Origin of the sequence: Saccharothrix mutabilis subsp. mutabilis (assembly GCF_039521145.1) — a bacterium.
Classification (GTDB): domain Bacteria; phylum Actinomycetota; class Actinomycetes; order Mycobacteriales; family Pseudonocardiaceae; genus Actinosynnema; species Actinosynnema mutabilis.
Window position 1 is genome coordinate 1 of sequence record NZ_BAAABU010000038.1, and the last position, 19,481, is coordinate 19,481.

Genomic DNA, 19,481 nt, shown 5'->3' on the forward strand with positions numbered 1-19,481 from the left:
ACTCGCGCGGCACGTTCAACGTGCAGTTGACGGTGACCGACCCGACCGGCAAGACCGGCACGGCGAACCTGACGGTGACCTCGGGCAACACCGCGCCGACCGTGCGGTTCACCGGGCCGGCCGAGGGCGGCATGTTCGGCTGGGGCCAGAGCATCCCTTACACGCTGAGCGTGACCGACCCCGAGGACGGCTCGATCGACTGCTCCCGCGTGGTCACGCAGGGCAACATCGGCCACGACTCGCACAAGCACCCGTTGGGCAGCCCGATCAACGGCTGTTCGGGCAGCGTGGCGGCGGTGGCGGACACCGAGCACCAGAACGGCAACGCGCACATCATCATCTCGTCCGAGTACGCCGACAACGGGGCGACCGGGTTGCCGTCGTTGAAGGGCGGCGCGAGCGTCGTGCTGCAACCGAAGAAGAAGCAGGCGGAGTTCTTCAACGGCTCGTCCGGCGTGCGGGTGGTGTCGCAGTCCGGTGCCGAGTCGGGCGCGCGGATCGGCGACGTGTCCAACAACGACTGGATCTCGTTCAAGCCGGTCAACTTCACCGGCATCGACCAGGTGTCGTTCAAGGTGTCCTCGCCCTCGGGCGGCGGCTCGATCGAGCTGCGGGCGGGTTCGCCCACCGGCGCCCTGATCGCGTCGGCTCCGGTGACCTCCACCGGCGGCTGGGACAACTACGTCAGCCTGCCCGCGGTGAACGTGACCCGGCCTGCGGGGACGGTCGAGCTGTTCGTGGTGTTCAAGACGCCGACCAACAACAACTTCGACCTCGACTCGATCAGCTACATCGGGCCGGGTGTCGGCAGTGGCGGTGGTCCGACGGCGAAGCAGCTCGTCGGCGCGCAGAGCAACAAGTGCGTGGACGTCAACAACGGTGCGACGGCGGACGGCACGAAGGTGCAGCTGTGGACGTGCAACGGGTCGTCGGCGCAGAAGTGGACGCAGGTGGGTTCGACGCTCCAGGCGTTGGGCAAGTGCCTGGACGTGAACGGCGCGAGCCAGGCCGACGGCGCGCTGGTGCAGCTGTGGACGTGCAACGGGACGTCGGCGCAGAACTGGTCGTTCCAGTCCGACGGGTCGCTGCGCAACGGCACCAAGTGCCTGGACGCCTACGGCGGCGGCACGGCCGACGGCACGCAGTTGATCATCTGGACGTGCCACGGCGGGACGAACCAGAAGTGGGCGCTGACGTAACGCCCTGAGAAGCGGCCCCGGTGCTCAACGTCGAGCACCGGGGCTTTCAGGCGTCGCGGCGGACGATCAGGTGGGCCAGCGCGGTGAGTTCGGCCGCGGCGCGGGGTGTGGGATCGGTGGCGGTGAGGTGGTCGAGTGCTTCGGTGAGCAGTCGGGTGGCCTCCGACTCGCTCCAGTCCCGCCCGCCGGCTCGCTCGACCAGGGCGGCCAAGCGCGCGGGGTCCGCGTCGGCCGTGCCGTAGCGGGTCGCCAGTTCCTCGCCCGCGGCCGTGCCCGAGGTCAGGGCGGCGACCACCGGCAGGGACTTCTTGCGGCGCACCAGGTCCGCGTGCGCGGGCTTGCCGGTGGTCTTCGGGTCGCCCCAGATGCCCAGCAGGTCGTCCACGTGCTGGTAGGCCACGCCGAGCGCGTGGCCGAAGGCGCGGAGGTGGGCGACGGCGTCCGGTGGCGCGCCGGCGAAGGTCGCGCCCAGGGCGCAGGCCGCCGCCAGCAGGGGAGCGGTCTTGTGCTCGACCATCGACACGCATTCGGCCAGCGTCACGTCGTCGCGGGTCTCGAAGGACAGGTCCGACTGCTCACCCTCCACCAGGGACAGCACGGCCGTCGACAGGTCGTGCGCGGTGGCCGGGTACGCGGAGGTGGCCAGCACGTCGGTGGCCAGGGCCAGCAGGGCGTCGCCGGTCAGGATGGCCGCGCCGGTGCCGAACACCGCCCACGCGGTCGGGCGGTGGCGGCGGGTGGTGTCCTGGTCCAGCACGTCGTCGTGCAGCAGGGAGAAGTTGTGGGCCAGTTCCACCGCCACGGCGGCCGGGAGGGCGGATTCCGCCGGAGCGCCCCGGGACTCGGCCGCCAGCAGCGCCAGGGCCGGGCGGACGGACTTGCCCGTCGACGTCCGGGAGGGGCGGCCGTGGTGGTCCCACCAGCCCAGGTGGTAGCCCGCGATGTGGCGGACCGTCGCCGGAAGTCCCTGCACGGCGTGCAGGAGGGGTGGGCGCACGAGATCGCGGCTCCACGCGAGCACGGCGGGCGCGGTGCGCGACCCGGTGACGGGTGTGGCCACGGTGACCTCCCGGAGCGTTCAGGCGAGTTGTCGGTCCACCACGACCGGGGACAGGGCGTGCTGCACCACCATCACCGCCGCGCCGAGCACCCCCGCGTCCTCGCCCGCCTGGGACGGCACGATGCGCAGGTTCCCGGTCGCCAGCGGCAGCGAGCGGCGGTAGATCGACTCGCGGACGCCGGCCAGCAGCATCTCGCCGGCCGCCGCGAGGGCCCCGCCGATGACGATCAGCGACGGGTTGAACATGCTCACGCAGCCCGCCAGCACGTCGCCGATGTCGCGCCCGGCCTGCCGCACGGCGTGGCTGGCCTCCAGGTTCCCCGACCGCACCAGCGCCACCACGTCGGCGTTGCCGTGCGCCTCGATCCCCTTGGCGCGCAACGACGCCGCGATGGCCGGTCCGCCGGCGACGGCCTCCAGGCACCCGGTGTTGCCGCAGTGGCAGGGGGTGTCGCCGCCGTGCGGCGCGAGCACGTGCCCCAGGTCGCCCGCCGCACCGACCGCGCCCCGGTGCAGCACGCCGTTGCTGATGAACCCGGACCCGATGCCGGTGGCGACCTTGACCACGATCATGTGGTCGGCGTCGGGGAAGGACCGGGCGTGCTCGCCCAGCGCCATCAGGTTGACCTCGTTGTCCACCAGCACGGGCACGCCGAACTCCGCGAACGCCCGCGCGGGCACGTCGAAGCCGTCCCACCCGGGCATGATCGGCGGGTGGTTCGGCCGCCCGGACGAGTGCTCGACCGGGCCGGGCAGCCCGATCCCCACCCCGGCCAGCGGCACGGGCGGCACGTCCGCGAGCAGTTCCCGCCACGTCTCCACCAGGCAGGCCAGCACGGCGTCGGGCCCGTCGGCGATCGCGATGCGCAACGGCCGCCGCGCCAGCACCACCCCGTTGAGGTCGGTGACGGCGACGGTCGCGTGGGTCGCGCCCAGTTCGGCGGCCAGCACCGCGCGGGAGCGGGCGTTGAACGCGAACCGCCCGGCGGGCCGGCCGCCGGTGGACACCCCGCCCGGCCGGTCGCTGACCAGACCGAGGTCCAGCAGCGCGTCCAGGCGGGCGCGGACGGTCGAGCGGGCCAGCCCGGTCTCGGCGGTCAGCTCGGCGCGGGTGCGGGGGGTTCCGTCGAGCAGGAGGCCGAGCAGTTGACCGGGGGAGCCCGCCGCCGACGGCGTGAGGTGGTCGTACACCCCGGTAAGTGAACCACATCAACGGAAGTGTTCGGAGAAGTTGCCCTAAGCGACGTAACTTTTGCGGAGCACAGCAGACTTTTGGTTGACACTCGCCAATAGTCGTTTTAGGGTTCGCCGCATGACTGTGACCCACGGAACACTGGCGGCCGGTGACGGCCACGTCGGTGCCCGCACGCTGCGGACGGCCGTGGTCGGTGCCGGCTTCATGGGCCGGGTGCACGCCGAGTCGGCGCGCCGCGCGGGCGGCCGGGTGGTCGCCGTGACGGCGAGCAGCCCGGTCGGCGCGGACGCCGCCGCCGCGGCCGTGGGCGCCGACCGGGGCTACCCCGACCTGGAGGCGTTGCTGTCCGACGCGCAGGTCGACGTGCTGCACGTGTGCGCCCCCAACAGCGCCCACGCCGGCATCGCCGAGACCGCGCTCGCCGCCGGTGTCCACGTGATCTGCGAGAAGCCGCTGGCCACCTCGGTCGCCGACGCCACCGCCCTGGTGGCCGCCTCGGCCGGCCGGATCGCCACCGTCCCGTTCGTCTACCGCTTCCACCCGATGGTCCGGGAGATGCGGGCCCGGCTCGCGGGCGGCGAGGCCGGGATCGTCTCCTCGGTCAGCGGCAGCTACCTGCAGGACTGGCTGGCCGGCGAGGCCGACCACGACTGGCGGGTGGACCCGGCGCTGGGCGGTCCGTCGCGGGCGTTCGCCGACATCGGCTCGCACTGGTGCGACCTGGTGGAGTTCGCCACCGGCGACCGCATCGCCCGGCTGTCCGCGCAGACCGTCGTGGTGCACGAGCGCACCGGGGCCGCCCATGAACACATCACCACCGAGGACATCGCCACCGTCCAGTTCACCACCGCGCGCGGCGTGGTCGGCATCCTGGTCGTCTCCCAGGTCGCCGCCGGCCGCAAGAACCGGCTGCACCTGGAGGTCTCCGGCACCGAGGCCAGCTTCGGCTTCGACCAGGAGGACCCGGAGCGGCTGTGGGTCGGGCGCCGCGCGGGCAGCACCGTGTTGCTGCGCGACCCGGGCACCCTCTCGCCGGGCGCGGCCCGCTACGCCCGCCTGCCCGCCGGGCACGCGCAGGGCTACCAGGACTGCTTCGACGCGTTCGTGACCGACACCTACCGGGCCGTGCTCGGCGAGGACCCCGCCGACGGCCTGCCGACCTTCGCCGACGGGCTGCGCGCGGTGCGCATCACCGACGCCGTGCTGCGGTCCGCGGCGGCCGGCGGGGCGTGGACGGAGGTGCCGGCGTGATGCCCCGAGACGGGATCGGCACCGTCCCGGTCCGGCTGGAAGGCATCACCAAGAGCTTCCTCGGCGTGCGGGTGCTGCGCGGCGTCGACCTCGAACTGCGCGCGGGCGAGGTGCACGCGCTGATGGGGGAGAACGGCGCGGGCAAGTCCACGCTGCTGAAGGTGCTGGCGGGCGTGCACAAGCCGGACACGGGCCGGATCCTGCTGAACGGGGAGGAGGTCGCGTTCGCCGCGCCGCGCGACGCCCAGTCCGCCGGGATCGCGATCATCCACCAGGAGCTGAACCTCCTGCCGCACCGCACGGTCGCCGAGAACGTCTTCCTGGGCCGTGAGCCGCTCAAGCGCGGCCAGGTGGACCGGCGCGCGATGGAGGCCGAGACCCGCCGGCTGCTGGAGTGGCTGGGCGAGGACGGCATCGCGGCCGACGACGAGGTGGTCCGGCTCTCGGTGGCGCAGCGGCAGGTCGTGGAGATCGTGAAGGCGCTGTCCACCGACGCCAGGGTGCTCGCGATGGACGAGCCGACCGCCGCGTTGGCCGACCACGAGGTCGAGCTGCTCTACGACCTGGTCAAGCGGCTGCGCGAGCGCGGGATGGCGATCCTCTACGTGTCGCACCGGATGCGTGAGGTGTTCGACCTCAGCCAGCGCATCACCGTGTTGAAGGACGGCGCGTTCGTGACGTGCGTCGAGACCGCGGAGATCTCCTCCGACCAGCTCGTCCGCCACATGGTGGGCCGCTCGCTCGACGCCCTGTACCCCGACCGCGGCGCGGAGGCCGGCGAGGTGCGGCTGGCGCTGAAGAACGCCGGCAACGGGCGGGTGCGGGACGTCAGCCTGGAGGTGCGGGCCGGGGAGATCGTCGGCCTGGCCGGGTTGCAGGGCTCGGGCCGGTCGGCCATCGCCCGCGCCGTCTGGGGCGTGCAGCCGTTCACCGCCGGGACGCTGGAGCTGGACGGCGAGCCGGTGCGGATCGGCAACCCGCGCACCGCCGTCCGCAAGGGCATCGGGTACGTCACCGAGGACCGCAAGGGCGAGGGGCTCGCGCTGCGGCAGTCGGTGCGGGACAACGCCCTGCTGGTGCGGCGGGCGGCCCTGCGCGGGTCGGCCGCGCGCAAGCACACCGACCTGGCCGACCTGCTCAAGTCGGTCAACGTCGTGTCCCGCGGCCAGCACCAGGAGGTGCGCTACCTGTCCGGCGGCAACCAGCAGAAGGTCGTGCTGGGCAAGTGGCTCGCGGTCCGCCCGCGCGTCCTGGTGGTGGACGAGCCGACCCGCGGCATCGACGTCGGCGCCAAGCAGGCGGTGTACCGGTTGCTGCGCGACCTGGCCGCGGACGGCATGGCGATCCTGATGATCTCCTCGGAACTGCCCGAGCTGATCGGCATGAGCGACCGCATCCTCGTCATGCACGAGGGCGCGGTGGCGGGCGAGCTGCCCGCGGGGGCGTCGGAGGAAGCGGTCATGGGGCTGGCCACCGGTCACGGGATCGGAGAAGTGGCGTGAGCGTCGTGGAACAGAAAGCCCCGGTCGCGCGCCGGGCGCTCCCGGTGAAGGCACGCCGGTTCACCTTCACCCCCACCGTGACGGTGTACCTGGCGCTGGCGGCCCTGCTGGTCGTGGGCAGCGTCCTGGTCGCGGTGGACGGCGGGGTGCTGCTCGACCAGGGCGGCATCCTCAACATCCTCACCCGCAGCACGGTCCTGGGCCTGGTCGCGGTCGGGCAGACCATGGTGATCGTCACCGGGTCGCTGGACCTGTCGGTGGCCTACCTGATCGGGCTGTGCTCCCTGGTGGCGGCCGAGACGATGGCCGGCCAGGGGTCGATGGTCTTCCCCGGGGTCGCGCTGGCGCTCGCGGTCGCGGCGGCGGTCGGCCTGGTCAACGGGCTGGTCATCACCGTGTTGAAGGCCAACGCGTTCATCGCCACGCTCGGCGTCGCGCTGATCCTGCGCGGCTGGCTGGAGCACGGCTACACCGGTCCCGCGGGCAGCGTGCCGCGCTCCTTCCAGCACCTGGGCTACGACCGGATCGGCCCGGTGCCGGTCGCGGCGCTGCTCATGCTGCTGATCGCGGCGGGCGCGTGGTGGTACATGCGCCGCACCCGTCCCGGCTACCACATGTACGCCGTCGGCGGTGACATCGAGGTGGCCCGGCTGTCCGGTGTCCGCACCTCGCGGACCATCGTCACCGCCCACGTCCTGTGCGCGTTGATGGCCGGGTTGGCGGGCGTGTTCCTGGCCTCGCGGCTCGGGTCGGGCGCTCCCTATGTCGGCACGGACGCGGGCTACGACCTGGAGTCCATCGCGGCCGTGGTGCTCGGCGGCACGGCGCTGGCCGGTGGGCGCGGCGGGGTCGTGGGGACGCTCGGTGGCGTGCTGATCCTGGCCACGCTGGACACCATCTTCGACGACCTCGCGGTGGACCCGTTCTTCAAGGACGTGGTGCGCGGTGTCGTGCTCATCGTCGCGGTGGCGCTGTACGCGCGCCGCAAGCTGTCCGGGAGGGCCTCATGAACGCGATCGCGCGCGACCCGGTGACGCGGTGGCGACCGAGGCTGGCCGACGGCACCGCGCCGGTCCTGGTGGTGCTGGTGGTCCTGCTGGTGGCGCTGGCGTTCACCGGTCCCGCCTACAGCGAGCCCGCCGGGTACCTGGCGCTGCTCAAGCGGGCCGCGCCGCTGGTGATCCTGGCCATCGGCCAGTACTTCGTGGTGGTGTCGGGCGGGTTCGACCTGTCGGTCGGGTCGCTGGTCACCGCCGAGGTGGTCATCGCCGCCCGGCTGATCTCCGGCGACGACGGCAACACCGCGTGGGTCATCGCGCTGCTGCTCGGGTTCGGCGTGCTGGTCGGCCTGGTCAACGGGCTGATCACCACGCGGCTGCTGGTGCCCTCGTTCATCGTGACGCTGGGCATGCTGCTGGTGCTCGACGGCGCGGTGTTCCTGTGGACCGGCGGCGCGCCGCGCGGCGCGTTGTCCCCGTCGTTCCGGGTGTTCGGGCGCGGCTCGGCGGACCTGCCGCTGCTGGGCGCGGTGCCGTGGTCGGTGCTGGTCCTGCTGGCGGTGCTGGTGGCCGCGGTGCTGTTCATGCGCAGCGGCACCGGCCGGACGCTGCTCGCCGTGGGCGACAACGAGAACGCGGTGCGGCTGGCCGGTGGCCGGGTGGAACGGCTGCGGCTGCTCGCGTTCGTGCTCTCGGGCGTCCTCGCGGCGCTGGCCGCGATCCTGCTCGCCGGGTTCGCCGGCGTGTCCGCCCAGGTCGGGCAGGGCCTGGAGTTCCGGGCCATCACCGCCGTGGTCCTGGGCGGCGTGCTCCTCGGGGGAGGGCGCGGCTCGGTCGTCGCCGCGGCCGCCGGAGCGCTGTCGTTGGAAGCGTTGTTCTCCCTGTTGAACCTGGTCGGCGTCTCCGGCGCGCTGGAGTCGGCCGTCCAGGGCGTGATCATCATCGCGGCGGTCGCCTACGCCGCGCACGGAGCCGGTCTGCGGCAGCGGTTCCGCCCCCGCAAGGCCGCACCCTCCCTCCCCTGAACTCCGCCAATGAAGCCGAGGAGTAGCACGATGAACAGGAAGTTGGCCGTCGCCCTTGCGAGCACAGCCGTCGCGGCGCTCGCGTTGGCCGGGTGTTCGAGCGACCTGCCCGACACCGGGGCCGGCGGCGCGAGCACGACGTCCGGCGCGAAGGACGCGGCGAAGTCGGAGTTCTTCGACCAGGCCGAGTACGAGCGGCAGTTGAAGTTCCGCTCCGCGAAGGCCGTGGACCTGGACGGCGACAACTCGCAGTTCAAGCCGTGGCAGCAGGCGCTGGACCCGAAGCTGGTGGACACGGCGAAGTTCGCCAAGCCCGGCGGTGGCTACCACCTGTGCTTCTCCAACGCCTCGGTGGACAACCCGTGGCGGCAGGTCGGCTGGAAGACCATGCAGGAGGAGGTGAAGCTGCACCCGGAGATCACGAAGTTCTCCGTGCTGGACGCCGAGGCCAAGGACGACAAGCAGATCAGCGACATCCAGTCGTTCGCCGCGCAGGGCTGCTCCGCCCTGATCGTGTCGCCGAACACCACGGCGACGCTCACGCCGGCGGTGGAGGCGGCGTGCGGGACCGGTGTGCCGGTGATCGTGTTCGACCGCGGTGTGAAGACCACCTGTCCGGTCACGTTCATCCACCCGATCGGCGGGTTCGCGTTCGGCGCGGACGGCGCGGAGTTCCTCAAGGAGAAGGTGCCTTCGGGCGGCAAGGTGCTGGCGTTGCGCATCCTGCCCGGCGTGGACGTGCTGGAGCAGCGGTGGGCGGCGGCCAACGAGATCTTCGCCGGCAGCGGCCTGAAGGTCGTGGGCGTGGAGTTCACCGACGGTGACGCGGCCAAGACCAAGTCGATCGTCAACGACTACATCCAGCGCGAGGGCAAGATCGACGGCGTCTGGATGGACGCCGGCGCGACGGCCGTGGCCGCGGTGGAGGCGTTCCAGGACGCCGGCGCGGCGCTGCCCGCGATCGTGGGCGAGGACCAGCAGGACTTCCTGCGCATGTGGGCCAAGGACGGGCTGACCGCCGTCGCGCCGACCTACCCGACCTACCAGTGGCGCACCCCGGTCATCGCCGCGCTGCGCATCCTGCAGGGCAAGCAGGTGCCGCAGGAGTGGGTGCTGCCGCAGCCGAAGGTCACCCAGGACACGTTGCAGAACTTCATCAAGGAGGACATGCCGCCGCTGCACTACGCGATGTGCGGCTGCGACCAGATGCCGGGCTACCCGCAGCCCTGGAAGTGACGAGCCACCGCGGGCGGGTCGCGCGAACCCGGCCCGCCCGCGGTACCCCACACCCTGCCGAGAGGGACGACCAATGGCGGACGAACCCACCGGACTGTGGCTGATCGGCGCGCGCGGCTCCGTCGCGACCACCGCGGTCAGCGGACTGCTCGCCCTGCGCGCCGGGCTGGTGCCCGCGACCGGCTGCGTGACCGAACGGCCGGAGCTGGCGGGTCTGCCGCTGCCCGGCTGGTCGGACCTCGTGGTCGGCGGGCACGACGTCACCCACACCCCGCTGGAGAAGCGGGCCGAGGCGTTGGCCCAGGGCGGGGTGGTGCCCCACCACGTGCTCGGCGCGGTGCGCGCGGGCCTGCGGGCCGTGGACGCCGAGATCCGCGACGGCTACCACCCCGCCACCGCCGACGGCCCGCAGGCCGACGCGGCCCGGCGGCTGGCCTCCGACATCACCGCGTTCCGCGACCGGCACGGCCTGGCCCGGGTGGTCGTGGTGAACGTGTCCTCGACCGAACCGCCCGTGCCGCACGTGCCCGCGCACGACGACCTGGGCGCGTTGGAGAAGGCGCTGGCCGACCCGGCGAAGCGGGTGCTGCCGCCCAGTTCGCTGGCCGCCTACGCGGCGCTGAACGCGGGCTGCCCGTTCGTCGACTTCACCCCGTCCACCGGGATCGCGTTGCCCGCGCTGGACGCGTTGGCCCGCCAGGAGGGCCTGCCCTACGCCGGCCGGGACGGCAAGACCGGCGAGACCCTGGTGCGGACCGTGCTCGCCCCGATGTTCACCGCGCGGGCGCTGCGCGTGCGGTCGTGGGCGGGCACGAACCTGCTGGGCGGCGGGGACGGCGCGACCCTGGAGGACCCGGCGCACGCGGACAGCAAGCTGCGCTCCAAGGCGCGCGGGCTGGAAGCCCTCGTGGGCGAGCCGGTGCCCGCGCCGCTGCACATCGACAACGTCCCCGACCTCGGCGAGACCAAGACCGCGTGGGACCACGTGTCGTTCGAGGGGTTCCTGGGCGCGCGGATGAGCCTCCAGTTCACCTGGACCGGCTTGGACTCCGCGCTGGCCGCGCCGCTGGTGCTCGACCTGGCCCGGCTGACCGCCGCCGCGCACCGGGCGGGCGAGGTCGGGCCGCTGGGGGCGTTGGCGTTCTTCTTCAAGGACCCGCTGGGCGGTGACGAGCACCGGTTCGCCGCGCAGGCCGACGAGCTGCACCGGTGGGCGGCGGGGTTGGGCCGATGAGGGCGTACCTGGAGCTGGTGCGGGCGCCGGCGGCGTTGACGGTGCTGGGGGACACGCTGGTCGGCGCGCGGGAACCGTTGCGGGGCCGCCGGTTGCTGCTGCCGCTGGCGTCGGTCGCGCTGTACTGGGCGGGGATGGCGCTCAACGACTGGGCCGACCGCGACGTGGACGCGGTGGAACGGCCGGAGCGCCCGATCCCGTCCGGCCGGGTCAGCCCGGAGGCCGCGCTGGCGACCGCGGCGGGCCTGACCGCGGTGGGCGTCGGGCTCGCGGCCGTGGCCGGGCGCAACGCCGTGCCGCTGGCCGCCGCCGTGTGGAGCTACGACACCGTGCTGAAGGACACCGCCGCCGGGCCGTTCGCGATGGCCGCGTGCCGGGGGTTGGACGTGCTGATGGGCGGGCGGGCCGTGCTGCCGGCGGCGTTGATGGCCGCCCACACCTTGGGTGTCACCGTGTTGTCGCGCGGCGAGGTCCACGGGACCTCGCCGCGGGTCGCCGGCGCCGTGCTGTCCGGGACGGCGGCGACGACCCTGGCCGCTCTGCTCCGCAGGCCCGGCCTGGCCGGGGTCGCGTCCGCGCTGGGCTACGCCGCGTCGGTCGGCGCCGCGCAGTGGGCGGCGGTGCGCGACCCGTCGGCGGGCTCGGCGCGGGCGGCGACCAAGGCCGGCATCCACGGCATGGTGCTGCTCCAGTCCGCCTTGTCCCGCAACGCCTCCTTCGTGCCGCTGGTGCTGCCGCTGGCACGCCTGCTCAGCCGGAAGGTGGGTCCGACATGACCTTCCACCTGGGGTACGGGACCAACGGGTTCGCCAACCACCGCCTCGACGACGCCCTGGCCGTGATCGCCGACCTCGGCTACACCGCCGTCGCGCTCACCCTCGACCACCACCACCTCGACCCGTTCGCCGACGACGTCACCCGGCAGACCAAGCGGGTCGCGGCGCGGTTGGCCGAGCTGGGGTTGCGGTCGGTGGTGGAGACCGGGGCGCGCTACCTGCTCGACCCGCGCCGCAAGCACCACCCGACGCTGGTCAGCGAGTCCCAGGAGGTCCGGGTGGACTTCCTGGTGCGCGCCACGAGGATCGCCGCCGACCTCGGATCGGACTGCGTGTCGTTCTGGTCGGGCATCGGCACCTCCTGGGACCTGCTCAGGTCCGGGGTGTCAGCGGTGCTGGACAGCGCGCCGCCGGTGCCGCTGGGCCTGGAACCCGAGCCGGGGATGTTGGTGGAACGGCTGGAAGACGCCCTCCGCCTGCGGGCCGAGCTGGGCGAGCCGGAGGCCCTGCGGATCACGCTGGACGTCGGTCACTGCGTGGCCGTCGAGCCCGTGGACGCCGCCGCCTGCATCCGCCGTGCCGGGGACCTCCTGGTCAACGTGCAGTTGGACGACATGCTGCCGGGGGTGCACGAGCACCTGGAGTTCGGCGAAGGCCACCTCGACCTGCCGGGCACGCTCGCCGCGTTGACCGACATCGGCTACACCGGGGTCGCCGCCGTCGAACTGCCCCGGCACAGCCACGCCGCGCCGGACGTGGCCCGGCGGTCCTTCGCCGCCCTGCGCACCGCGTCCTGGGTGGCGGCGGCCGAACGAGAAGTCCGGGCCGATCCCACGTCCTTGGAACGCCTCTTCGCCGGCGCGGGCCGCGTGGACCGGGCCCGCGAGGACGACCTGAGGGTCCGGCTGCTGAAGGCGTGTCCCGGCGACCTGGCGGGAACTCTGACCACGCTGTACCGGCACGGCAGCTCCGCGGAACGCCGTGCGGTGCTGCGAGCGCTCGCCGCGGTCGGTGCGCGCGTGCCCGAGGTCGGCGTGGAGCTGGTCAAGGACGCCTTGCGCACCAACGAGACCGGACTGGTCGCGGCGGCGCTCGGGCCGTTCGCGGCCGAGCACCTCGACCAGCACTCGTGGCGGCACGGCGTGCTGAAGTGCCTGTTCATGGGCGTCCCGCTGGACGCGGTCGCGGGTCTCGCGGCGCGCACCGACGAGGAGCTGCTGCGGATGGTGGCCGCGTTCGCCGACGAACGCGAAGCCGCCGGCCGCGCGGTCCCCGACGACGCCCTCGCCCTGCTCGGAAAGGTCGCCTGAATGCGCATCTTCGACCCGCACATCCACATGACCTCCCGCACCACCGACGACTACGAGTCCATGCACGCGGCCGGTGTGCGCGCGGTGGTGGAACCGGCGTTCTGGCTGGGCCAGCCGCGCACGTCGGTGGGGTCGTTCGTGGACTACTTCGACGCCCTGGTGGGCTGGGAGCGGTTCCGGGCCGCCCAGCACGGCATCGCCCACCACTGCACGATCGCGCTGAACCCCAAGGAGGCCAACGACCCCCGGTGCGTGGAGGTGCTGGACGTCCTGCCGCGCTACCTGGTCAAGGACGGCGTGGTCGCGGTCGGCGAGGTCGGCTACGACTCGATGACCCCGGAGGAGGACGAGGCGTTCGCCCGCCAGCTCGAACTGGCGCTGTTGCACGAACTGCCCGTGCTCGTGCACACCCCGCACCGCGACAAGAAGGCCGGGACGCGACGCACGCTGGACGTGGTGCGCGAGTCCGGTGTCCCGGTGGGGATGGTCGTGGTGGACCACCTGAACGAGACGACCATCAAGGAGGTCGCCGACTCCGGGTGCTGGATGGGGTTCTCGATCTACCCCGACACCAAGATGGACGAGGCGCGGATGGTGGCGCTGCTCAAGGAGCACGGCACGGACCGCGTGCTGGTGAACTCCGCGGCGGACTGGGGCCGGTCGGACCCGTTGAAGACGTACAAGACCGGGCTCGCGATGCTGGCGGCCGGGTTCACCGACGCCGACGTGGACAAGGTCCTGTGGCGCAACCCCGTCGAGTTCTACGGGCAGAGCGGGCGGCTGCTGCTCGACGTCGAGGAGGTCGGCGCCGTGCACGCGGGCACCGGGAACTCCGTGCTGCGGGGTGAGCGGTGATCGCGTACTGCACCAACGTGCACCCGGCGCACGACCTGGCGGGCGTGCTCGACCAGCTCGACCGGCACGCGGTGGGCGTGCGGGACCGGCTGGAGGTGGACGTGCTGCCGCTCGGGCTGTGGCTGCCCGCGTCCGTGGCCCGGGGTCTGGCGGCGGACCCGGTGGCGCGGCGGGCGTTCGCGGCCGAGCTGACGGCGCGCGGGTTGTCGGTGAGCACGCTCAACGCGTTCCCGTACGGCGACTTCCACGACACGGTGGTCAAGCACGCGGTGTACCGGCCGAACTGGGTCGACCCGCGCCGGCTGGCCTACACCGAGGACTGCGCGACCGTGCTGGCCGACCTGCTGCCGGCGTCCGCCTCCTACGGCAGCATCTCCACGCTGCCGCTGGGGTGGCGCGAGCCGTGGACCGAGTGGGACGACGCCCACGCCGAGGCCGCGTTGACCGGGTTGACGTCGTTCCTCCGGGGGCTTGAGCGCCCCGTGCGGCTCGCGGTCGAACCCGAGCCGGGGTGCGTGCTGGACACCGTGGCCGACGCGGTCGGCTGGCTGGCGGACCGGGTGGACCCCGCGCACATCGGGGTGTGCCTGGACACCTGCCACCTCGCGGTGTCCTTCGCCGACCCCGTGGAGACGGTCGGGCTGATCCGGCGGTCGGGGCTGTCGGTGGTGAAGGTGCAGGCGTCCGCCGCGCTGGAGGTGCCGGACCCGCGCGCGTCCCGCGACGCTCTGGCCGCCTTCGCCGAGCCCCGCTACCTGCACCAGGTGCGGGAGAACGCGCCGGAGGGCGTGCTGGCGGCCGACGACCTGCCCGAGGCGTTCGACGAACTGCCCGGCGAGCACCCGTGGCGCGTGCACTTCCACGTCCCGCTGCACGCCGCGCCCGGCGGCGGCCTGCGGTCCACGACGGACGTGCTGGTCACGGCCGTGGCCGCGCTGACGGAGGAGGTCCACGTCGAGGTGGAGACCTACACGTGGACGGTCCTGCCGGACGCGGGCGACCTGACCGAGGGCATCGCGGCCGAGCTGGCCTGGGCGCGGGCGAACCTGGCGACGGGGGTGGCGGTGTGAAGCCGTTGGTGGTCGTCGACGTCGTCGGCCTGACGCCGGATCTGTTGCGGCACATGCCGAACCTGTCCGCGCTGTCCGGCCGGGCCGCGCTGGGGACCGTGCTGCCGGCGGTGACGTGCAGCGCGCAGGCCACGTTCCTGACCGGGTTGACGCCCGCCGAGCACGGGATCGTCGGCAACGGCTGGTACTTCCGCGACCTGGGCGAGGTCCACCTGTGGCGGCAGCACAACCGGCTGGTGCGCGGGGAGAAGCTGTGGGAGACCGCGCGGCGGTTCCACCCCTCCTACCGCGCCGCCAACGTGTGCTGGTGGTACGCGATGGGCGCGACGACCGACATCACCGTCACGCCGCGCCCGATCTACCACGCCGACGGCCGCAAGTCCCCGGACTGCTACGTCCGGCCGCCCGCGCTGCACGACCGGCTGACCGGGGCGCTGGGGGAGTTCCCGCTGTTCCAGTACTGGGGGCCCACGGCGTCGCTGCGCTCCAGCGAGTGGATCGTGGGCGCGGCGGTGAAGGTGTTCCGCGAGGAACGGCCCGACCTGCTGCTGGTGTACGTGCCGCACCTGGACTACGACCTCCAGCGGTTCGGGCCGTCCTCGGCGCGGGCCGCGCGGGCGGCGGCCGACGTGGACCGGGCGGTGCGGCCGTTGCTGGAGCTGGACGCGACGGTGGTCGTGCTGTCGGAGTACGGGATCACCGAGGCGCGGCGGCCGGTGGACGTGAACCGGGCGTTGCGCCGGGCCGGGCTGCTGGAGGTCTACGCGCAGGCCGGGATGGAGTACCTGGACCCGTGGACCTCCCGCGCGTTCGCCGTGGCGGACCACCAGATCGCCCACGTCTACGTCCGCGACCCGGCGGACGTGCCGCGCGTGCGGGCGGTGCTGGCGGAGTCGCCGGGCGTGGACGAGGTGTTCGACCGCGCGGCGCAGGCGTCGGTGGGGCTGGACCACGAGCGGTCCGGCGAGCTGGTCGCGGTGGCCGAGCCGGACGCCTGGTTCACCTACTACTACTGGCTGGACGACGCCCGCGCGCCGGACTTCGCGCGCGGCGTGGACATCCACCGCAAGCCCGGCTACGACCCGGCGGAGCTGTTCTTCGACCCGGCCGACCGGTGGGCCAAGGCCCGCGCCGGGCTGAACCTGGCGCGCAAGAAGGTGGGGTTGCGCTACGCCATGGACGTGGTGCCGCTGGACCCGTCGTGCGTCCGGGGCACGCACGGCCGCCTGCCCGACCGGGACGCCGACGGGCCGGTGCTGCTGTGCTCGGAGCCGTTGGACCGCGACCGCGTCGAGGCGGTCGAGGTGCGTGACCTCCTGCTGGAACTGCAAGGGATGCCTGTGAAGGAGTCGCAGCGATGAGCCGGCCGATCACGTTGTTCACCGGGCAGTGGGCGGACCTGCCGTTCGAGGAGGTGTGCGAGCTCGCCGCCGGGTGGGGGTACGACGGGGTGGAGATCGCGTGTTCCGGCGACCACTTCGAGGTCGACCGGGCCGTGGCCGAGGACGGGTACGTCGAGGCGAAGCTCGCCCAGCTCGACCGCCACGGCCTGCGCGTGTTCGCCATCTCCAACCACCTGGTGGGGCAGGCGGTGTGCGACGACCCGATCGACTTCCGCCACCGGGCGATCCTGCCCGCCCGCGTGTGGGGCGACGGGGAGCCCGAGGGCGTGCGGCAGCGGGCGGCGCTGGACATGGCCGACTGCGCGCGGGCGGCGGCCAAGCTCGGCGTGGACACCGTCGTCGGGTTCACCGGGTCCAAGATCTGGAAGTACGTGGCGATGTTCCCGCCGGTGCCCGAGGAGGTGATCGAGGACGGGTACGCGGACTTCGCGCGGCGCTGGAACCCGATCCTGGACGTGTTCGACGAGGTCGGGGTGCGGTTCGCGCACGAGGTGCACCCGTCGGAGATCGCCTACGACTTCTGGACGACCAGGCGGGCGATGGAGGCGGTGGGCAACCGGCCCGCGTTCGGCCTGAACTGGGACCCGTCGCACTTCGTGTGGCAGGACCTGGACCCGGTCGCGTTCATCCTGGACTTCGCCGACCGGATCTACCACGTGGACTGCAAGGACACCAAGAAGCGCTTCGACGGGCGCAACGGGCGGCTGGGCTCGCACCTGCCGTGGGCGCACCCGCGGCGCGGCTGGGACTTCGTGTCCACCGGGCACGGCGACGTGCCGTGGGAGGAGTGCTTCCGGGCGTTGAACGCGATCGGCTACCGCGGGCCGATCTCGGTGGAGTGGGAGGACGCGGGCATGGACCGGTTGCGCGGCGCGGAGGAGGCGGTGCGGTTCCTCCGCGGGCTGCTGTTCGACCCGCCGGCGGCGGCGTTCGACGCCGCGTTCGCGCGCCGCGAGGACGGTTGATCCCGATGGCCGAGGTGGTGGCGGTGGGTCCCGAGCCCACCGCCGAGACCCTGCGGCTGATGGCCCTGCTGGCCACCGGCGCCACCGACCGCGCGATCGCCCGTGAGCTGGGCGTGAGCACCCGGACCGTGCACCGCAAGATCGCCCGCTTGCAGACCCTGCTGGGGGTGCGGTCGCGCTTCCAGCTAGGGGTGTGCGCCGCCGGCCACCGCTGGCTGTAGCCCGTTACGCTCGGTTCGTAAAGTGACGTATCTCTCCGTTTGACCAGTACCGGCAGCCGGTAATGAAAGGATGCGCCATTCGGTTGAAAGGATCATGATGCACGAGCTCGACGCGCGACGCACCGTCGCCAACCCCCGCCGCACCCGGCTGGCCGCGGACTGGACCGCCCAGCCCACCACGTCCCCGACCGGCTCGACCACCGAGTCCGCGCACGGCGACGACGCGCGGCGGAGTTCGGCGAACGGCACGACGCCCGCCTGACGAAATTCCCGCGCGCGGGGTGGCGGGCGGGCTTGCGGCCGGTACGTCGTCTCGACGAGGGGGCGCGCTGTGCCGCGGGTGGACCGCGCGAGCGCCGTGGCGGCGATCCGGCGGCGGTGCACCCCGTACCCCACGTCGAAGCCCTGCCCACACCCCGCGCCGACCGGCCGCACCGCCGGCCCGCTTTCGGTGCCGACCTGCCGCCCGATGCCGGCCCGCTTCCGGTGCCGGCCTGCCGCTCGATGCCGGCCCGCTTTCGGTGCTTACCTGCTGCCCGGCGCCGGCTCGCTTCCGGTGCCGACCTGCCGCCCGGATGCGCCCGCCCCGCGATGCCTGCCCGCTCCCGCGATGTCCGCCCTCGGGCCGCTGGGCCTCGGTCTCCCCGCCGCCCCTCCCGGCCTTCCTGCCCCGGTCCCGCCGGTCCACTGTGGACCTCGCTGGGCGGCGGCCACCGCGCGCGTCAAGTGTGATCCATCCGGTCCGTCTTCGAGCCGAACAGGGCAACCCAGGCTGACCTAACTTAGGTTAGGGTGACCTTGGTTTGCCTTGCCGGGACCGGCGCCGAGACCGAGGAGTTTGGTGTGACCGAGTACGCCCTGGAAAAGATCGCGACGGGGTCGGCTGATCCGCTGGAACTGGTCGCCCGGCTGGCGCGGGCCGGGTTCGACGACTACGTGGCCTACGAGCGCGGGGGAGCGTGGACGTTCGCGGGCGGCGCGTTGGCGACGGTGACGCTGGACGCCGGGCACGTGCGCGTCAGCCATGCCGGTGAGCAGGTCGAACGTGCTTGGACGGGGTCGCCCGGGCAGGCTTTGGGCGAGGCGCTCGCCGGCCTGCCGGTCCAGGGCTGGCGTGCCTACGGGCGGGTGGACTTCGCGTTCTCCGGGCTGGTCCCGGGGCTGGCGCTGCGCGGCGCGGACGCGCCGGCGGGGGAGATCGTGCGCCTGATCGTGCCGCGCACGGAGGTCACGCTCGGCGACGGCCGCGCGGTGGTCCGCTCGGTCGACGCCCGTGAGCTGGAGCGGGTGCGCGAGGTGCTGGGCGGCGAGTTCGGCACCGGTTCGACCGAGGCCGCGCCGGTGGACATCCGGTCGGACAGCGCGAGCTACCGCGAGCGGGTCGCGCAGGCGGTCAAGGAGATCCGGCAGGGGCAGTACCAGAAGGTGATCCTGTCCCGGTCGGTGCGCATCCCGTTCCCGGTGGACATCGTCGCCACCTACGAGCTGGGCCGGCGCGGCAACACCCCGGCGCGGTCGTTCGTGCTGCGCCTGGACGGCCTGGAGGCGGCCGGGTTCAGCCCGGAGATCATCGTGTCGGTGGACGCCGAGGGCCGCGTCGTCACGCAGCCGCTGGCCGGGACGCGCGCGTTCGGCCGGGGCGCCGAGGTCGACGCGGCGGCGCGCACCGAGCTGGAGACCAACCCCAAGGAGGTCTTCGAGCACGCGGTGTCCGTGCGGACCGCGCAGGAGGAGCTGCGCCGGATCTGCGCGCCGGACTCGGTGCGGGTCGGGGACTTCATGGGCATCAAGGAACGTGGCAGCGTCCAGCACCTGGCGTCGCTGGTCAACGGCGACCTGGCCCCGGGCCGCACGGCGTGGGACGCGCTGGAGGCGGTGTTCCCGGCGGTGACGGCGTCGGGCATCCCGAAGCGCGAGTCCCTGGACGCGATCTCCCGCATGGACGAGGCGCGCGGCCTGTACTCGGGCGCGGTGGTGACCGTCGGCCACGACGGCTCGCTGGACGCGGCCCTGGTGCTGCGCGCGGTCTACCAGGAAGCCGACCGGGCGTGGCTGCGCGCCGGCGCCGGCATCGTGGCCGACTCGACCCCGGACCGCGAGTTCGAGGAGACCTGCGAGAAGCTGTCCTCGGTGGCCCCGTTCGTCGTCAAGGCCTGAGCAGCCCGACGGCGCGCCTCCCCA

The 19,481-nt window shown here is 73.3% G+C and carries 18 protein-coding genes; 16 read left to right on the forward strand and 2 right to left on the reverse strand.

From position 1 onward, the window contains the following. A partial coding sequence (locus ABD126_RS37875) for a ricin-type beta-trefoil lectin domain protein (protein ID WP_343940369.1) occupies nt 1–1,199 on the forward strand: 1,199 nt, incomplete at its 5' end. Between the two features lie 46 nt (nt 1,200–1,245). On the opposite strand, the gene ABD126_RS37880 is transcribed toward ABD126_RS37875, so the two are convergent. Further along, nucleotides 1,246–2,259, reverse strand: coding sequence for a polyprenyl synthetase family protein (locus ABD126_RS37880; protein ID WP_343940371.1), 1,014 nt, complete (start codon nt 2,257–2,259; stop codon nt 1,246–1,248). A gap of 18 nt (nt 2,260–2,277) precedes the next feature. Then, entirely contained in the window at nt 2,278–3,450 is a 1,173-nt protein-coding gene (locus tag ABD126_RS37885; protein WP_343940373.1) for an ROK family transcriptional regulator, read from the reverse strand. 121 nt (nt 3,451–3,571) lie between these two features. On the opposite strand from ABD126_RS37885, the gene ABD126_RS37890 reads away from it, so the two are divergent. From ABD126_RS37890 to ABD126_RS37960, 15 genes are all read left to right on the forward strand, one after another. Further along, nucleotides 3,572–4,705 carry a Gfo/Idh/MocA family protein gene (locus tag ABD126_RS37890; RefSeq protein WP_343940375.1) on the forward strand — a complete coding sequence of 378 codons (1,134 nt, stop codon included), beginning with the start codon at nt 3,572–3,574 and terminating at the stop codon, nt 4,703–4,705. Further along, on the forward strand, nt 4,705–6,207 hold the full coding sequence (locus tag ABD126_RS37895) for a sugar ABC transporter ATP-binding protein (RefSeq protein ID WP_343940415.1): 1,503 nt from the start codon (nt 4,705–4,707) through the stop codon (nt 6,205–6,207). Before ABD126_RS37890 ends, ABD126_RS37895 begins: the two co-directional genes overlap by 1 nt. Further along, the gene (locus tag ABD126_RS37900) at nt 6,204–7,217 is read left to right on the forward strand and encodes an ABC transporter permease (RefSeq protein WP_425542969.1); all 1,014 of its coding nucleotides are present in this window, start codon (nt 6,204–6,206) and stop codon (nt 7,215–7,217) included. The genes ABD126_RS37895 and ABD126_RS37900 overlap by 4 nt, the downstream gene beginning before the upstream one ends. After that, nucleotides 7,214–8,230, forward strand: coding sequence for an ABC transporter permease (locus tag ABD126_RS37905; RefSeq protein ID WP_343940377.1), 1,017 nt, complete (start codon nt 7,214–7,216; stop codon nt 8,228–8,230). The genes ABD126_RS37900 and ABD126_RS37905 overlap by 4 nt, the downstream gene beginning before the upstream one ends. Nucleotides 8,231–8,260: 30 nt before the next feature. Then, entirely contained in the window at nt 8,261–9,466 is a 1,206-nt protein-coding gene (locus tag ABD126_RS37910) for a substrate-binding domain-containing protein (protein ID WP_343940379.1), read from the forward strand. 73 nt (nt 9,467–9,539) lie between these two features. Next, nucleotides 9,540–10,700, forward strand: coding sequence for an inositol-3-phosphate synthase (locus ABD126_RS37915; RefSeq protein ID WP_343940381.1), 1,161 nt, complete (start codon nt 9,540–9,542; stop codon nt 10,698–10,700). Continuing rightward, a complete protein-coding gene (locus tag ABD126_RS37920; protein WP_343940383.1) occupies nt 10,697–11,476 on the forward strand; it encodes an SCO3242 family prenyltransferase in 780 nt (259 codons plus the stop codon). The genes ABD126_RS37915 and ABD126_RS37920 overlap by 4 nt, the downstream gene beginning before the upstream one ends. After that, nucleotides 11,473–12,786, forward strand: a complete 1,314-nt coding sequence (locus ABD126_RS37925) for an EboA domain-containing protein (protein WP_343940385.1) — start codon at nt 11,473–11,475, stop codon at nt 12,784–12,786. Before ABD126_RS37920 ends, ABD126_RS37925 begins: the two co-directional genes overlap by 4 nt. After that, nucleotides 12,787–13,641, forward strand: a complete 855-nt coding sequence (locus ABD126_RS37930) for a TatD family hydrolase (RefSeq protein WP_343940387.1) — start codon at nt 12,787–12,789, stop codon at nt 13,639–13,641. After that, nucleotides 13,638–14,711 (forward strand): metabolite traffic protein EboE, encoded by a 1,074-nt coding sequence (gene eboE / locus ABD126_RS37935; RefSeq protein ID WP_343940389.1) that lies wholly within the window; start codon nt 13,638–13,640, stop codon nt 14,709–14,711. Before ABD126_RS37930 ends, eboE begins: the two co-directional genes overlap by 4 nt. Continuing rightward, on the forward strand, nt 14,708–16,072 hold the full coding sequence (locus ABD126_RS37940; protein WP_343940391.1) for an alkaline phosphatase family protein: 1,365 nt from the start codon (nt 14,708–14,710) through the stop codon (nt 16,070–16,072). Before eboE ends, ABD126_RS37940 begins: the two co-directional genes overlap by 4 nt. Continuing rightward, nucleotides 16,069–17,079: a sugar phosphate isomerase/epimerase family protein gene (locus ABD126_RS37945; RefSeq protein ID WP_343940393.1), complete on the forward strand. Its 1,011-nt coding sequence runs from the start codon at nt 16,069–16,071 to the stop codon at nt 17,077–17,079. Before ABD126_RS37940 ends, ABD126_RS37945 begins: the two co-directional genes overlap by 4 nt. Before the next feature lie 5 nt (nt 17,080–17,084). After that, on the forward strand, nt 17,085–17,300 hold the full coding sequence (locus ABD126_RS37950) for a helix-turn-helix domain-containing protein (RefSeq protein ID WP_343940395.1): 216 nt from the start codon (nt 17,085–17,087) through the stop codon (nt 17,298–17,300). Nucleotides 17,301–17,397: 97 nt separating this feature from the next. Next, nucleotides 17,398–17,562: a hypothetical protein gene (locus ABD126_RS37955; protein ID WP_343940397.1), complete on the forward strand. Its 165-nt coding sequence runs from the start codon at nt 17,398–17,400 to the stop codon at nt 17,560–17,562. A 581-nt stretch (nt 17,563–18,143) separates the two neighbouring features. Beyond that, nucleotides 18,144–19,457 (forward strand): salicylate synthase, encoded by a 1,314-nt coding sequence (locus ABD126_RS37960; RefSeq protein ID WP_343940399.1) that lies wholly within the window; start codon nt 18,144–18,146, stop codon nt 19,455–19,457. Nucleotides 19,458–19,481 lie beyond the last annotated feature (24 nt).

Bases quoted from the DNA above. Each gene is read 5' to 3' on its own strand.
- ABD126_RS37915 (WP_343940381.1), top strand. From the start codon at position 9,540: ATGGCGGACGAACCCACCGGACTGTGGCTGATCGGCGCGCGCGGCTCC.
- ABD126_RS37930 (WP_343940387.1), top strand. From the start codon at position 12,787: ATGCGCATCTTCGACCCGCACATCCACATGACCTCCCGCACCACCGAC.
- ABD126_RS37920 (WP_343940383.1), top strand. From the start codon at position 10,697: ATGAGGGCGTACCTGGAGCTGGTGCGGGCGCCGGCGGCGTTGACGGTG.
- ABD126_RS37895 (WP_343940415.1), top strand. From the start codon at position 4,705: ATGCCCCGAGACGGGATCGGCACCGTCCCGGTCCGGCTGGAAGGCATC.
- ABD126_RS37950 (WP_343940395.1), top strand. From the start codon at position 17,085: ATGGCCGAGGTGGTGGCGGTGGGTCCCGAGCCCACCGCCGAGACCCTG.
- ABD126_RS37905 (WP_343940377.1), top strand. From the start codon at position 7,214: ATGAACGCGATCGCGCGCGACCCGGTGACGCGGTGGCGACCGAGGCTG.
- ABD126_RS37945 (WP_343940393.1), top strand. From the start codon at position 16,069: ATGAGCCGGCCGATCACGTTGTTCACCGGGCAGTGGGCGGACCTGCCG.
- ABD126_RS37955 (WP_343940397.1), top strand. From the start codon at position 17,398: ATGCACGAGCTCGACGCGCGACGCACCGTCGCCAACCCCCGCCGCACC.
- ABD126_RS37890 (WP_343940375.1), top strand. From the start codon at position 3,572: ATGACTGTGACCCACGGAACACTGGCGGCCGGTGACGGCCACGTCGGT.
- ABD126_RS37910 (WP_343940379.1), top strand. From the start codon at position 8,261: ATGAACAGGAAGTTGGCCGTCGCCCTTGCGAGCACAGCCGTCGCGGCG.
- ABD126_RS37925 (WP_343940385.1), top strand. From the start codon at position 11,473: ATGACCTTCCACCTGGGGTACGGGACCAACGGGTTCGCCAACCACCGC.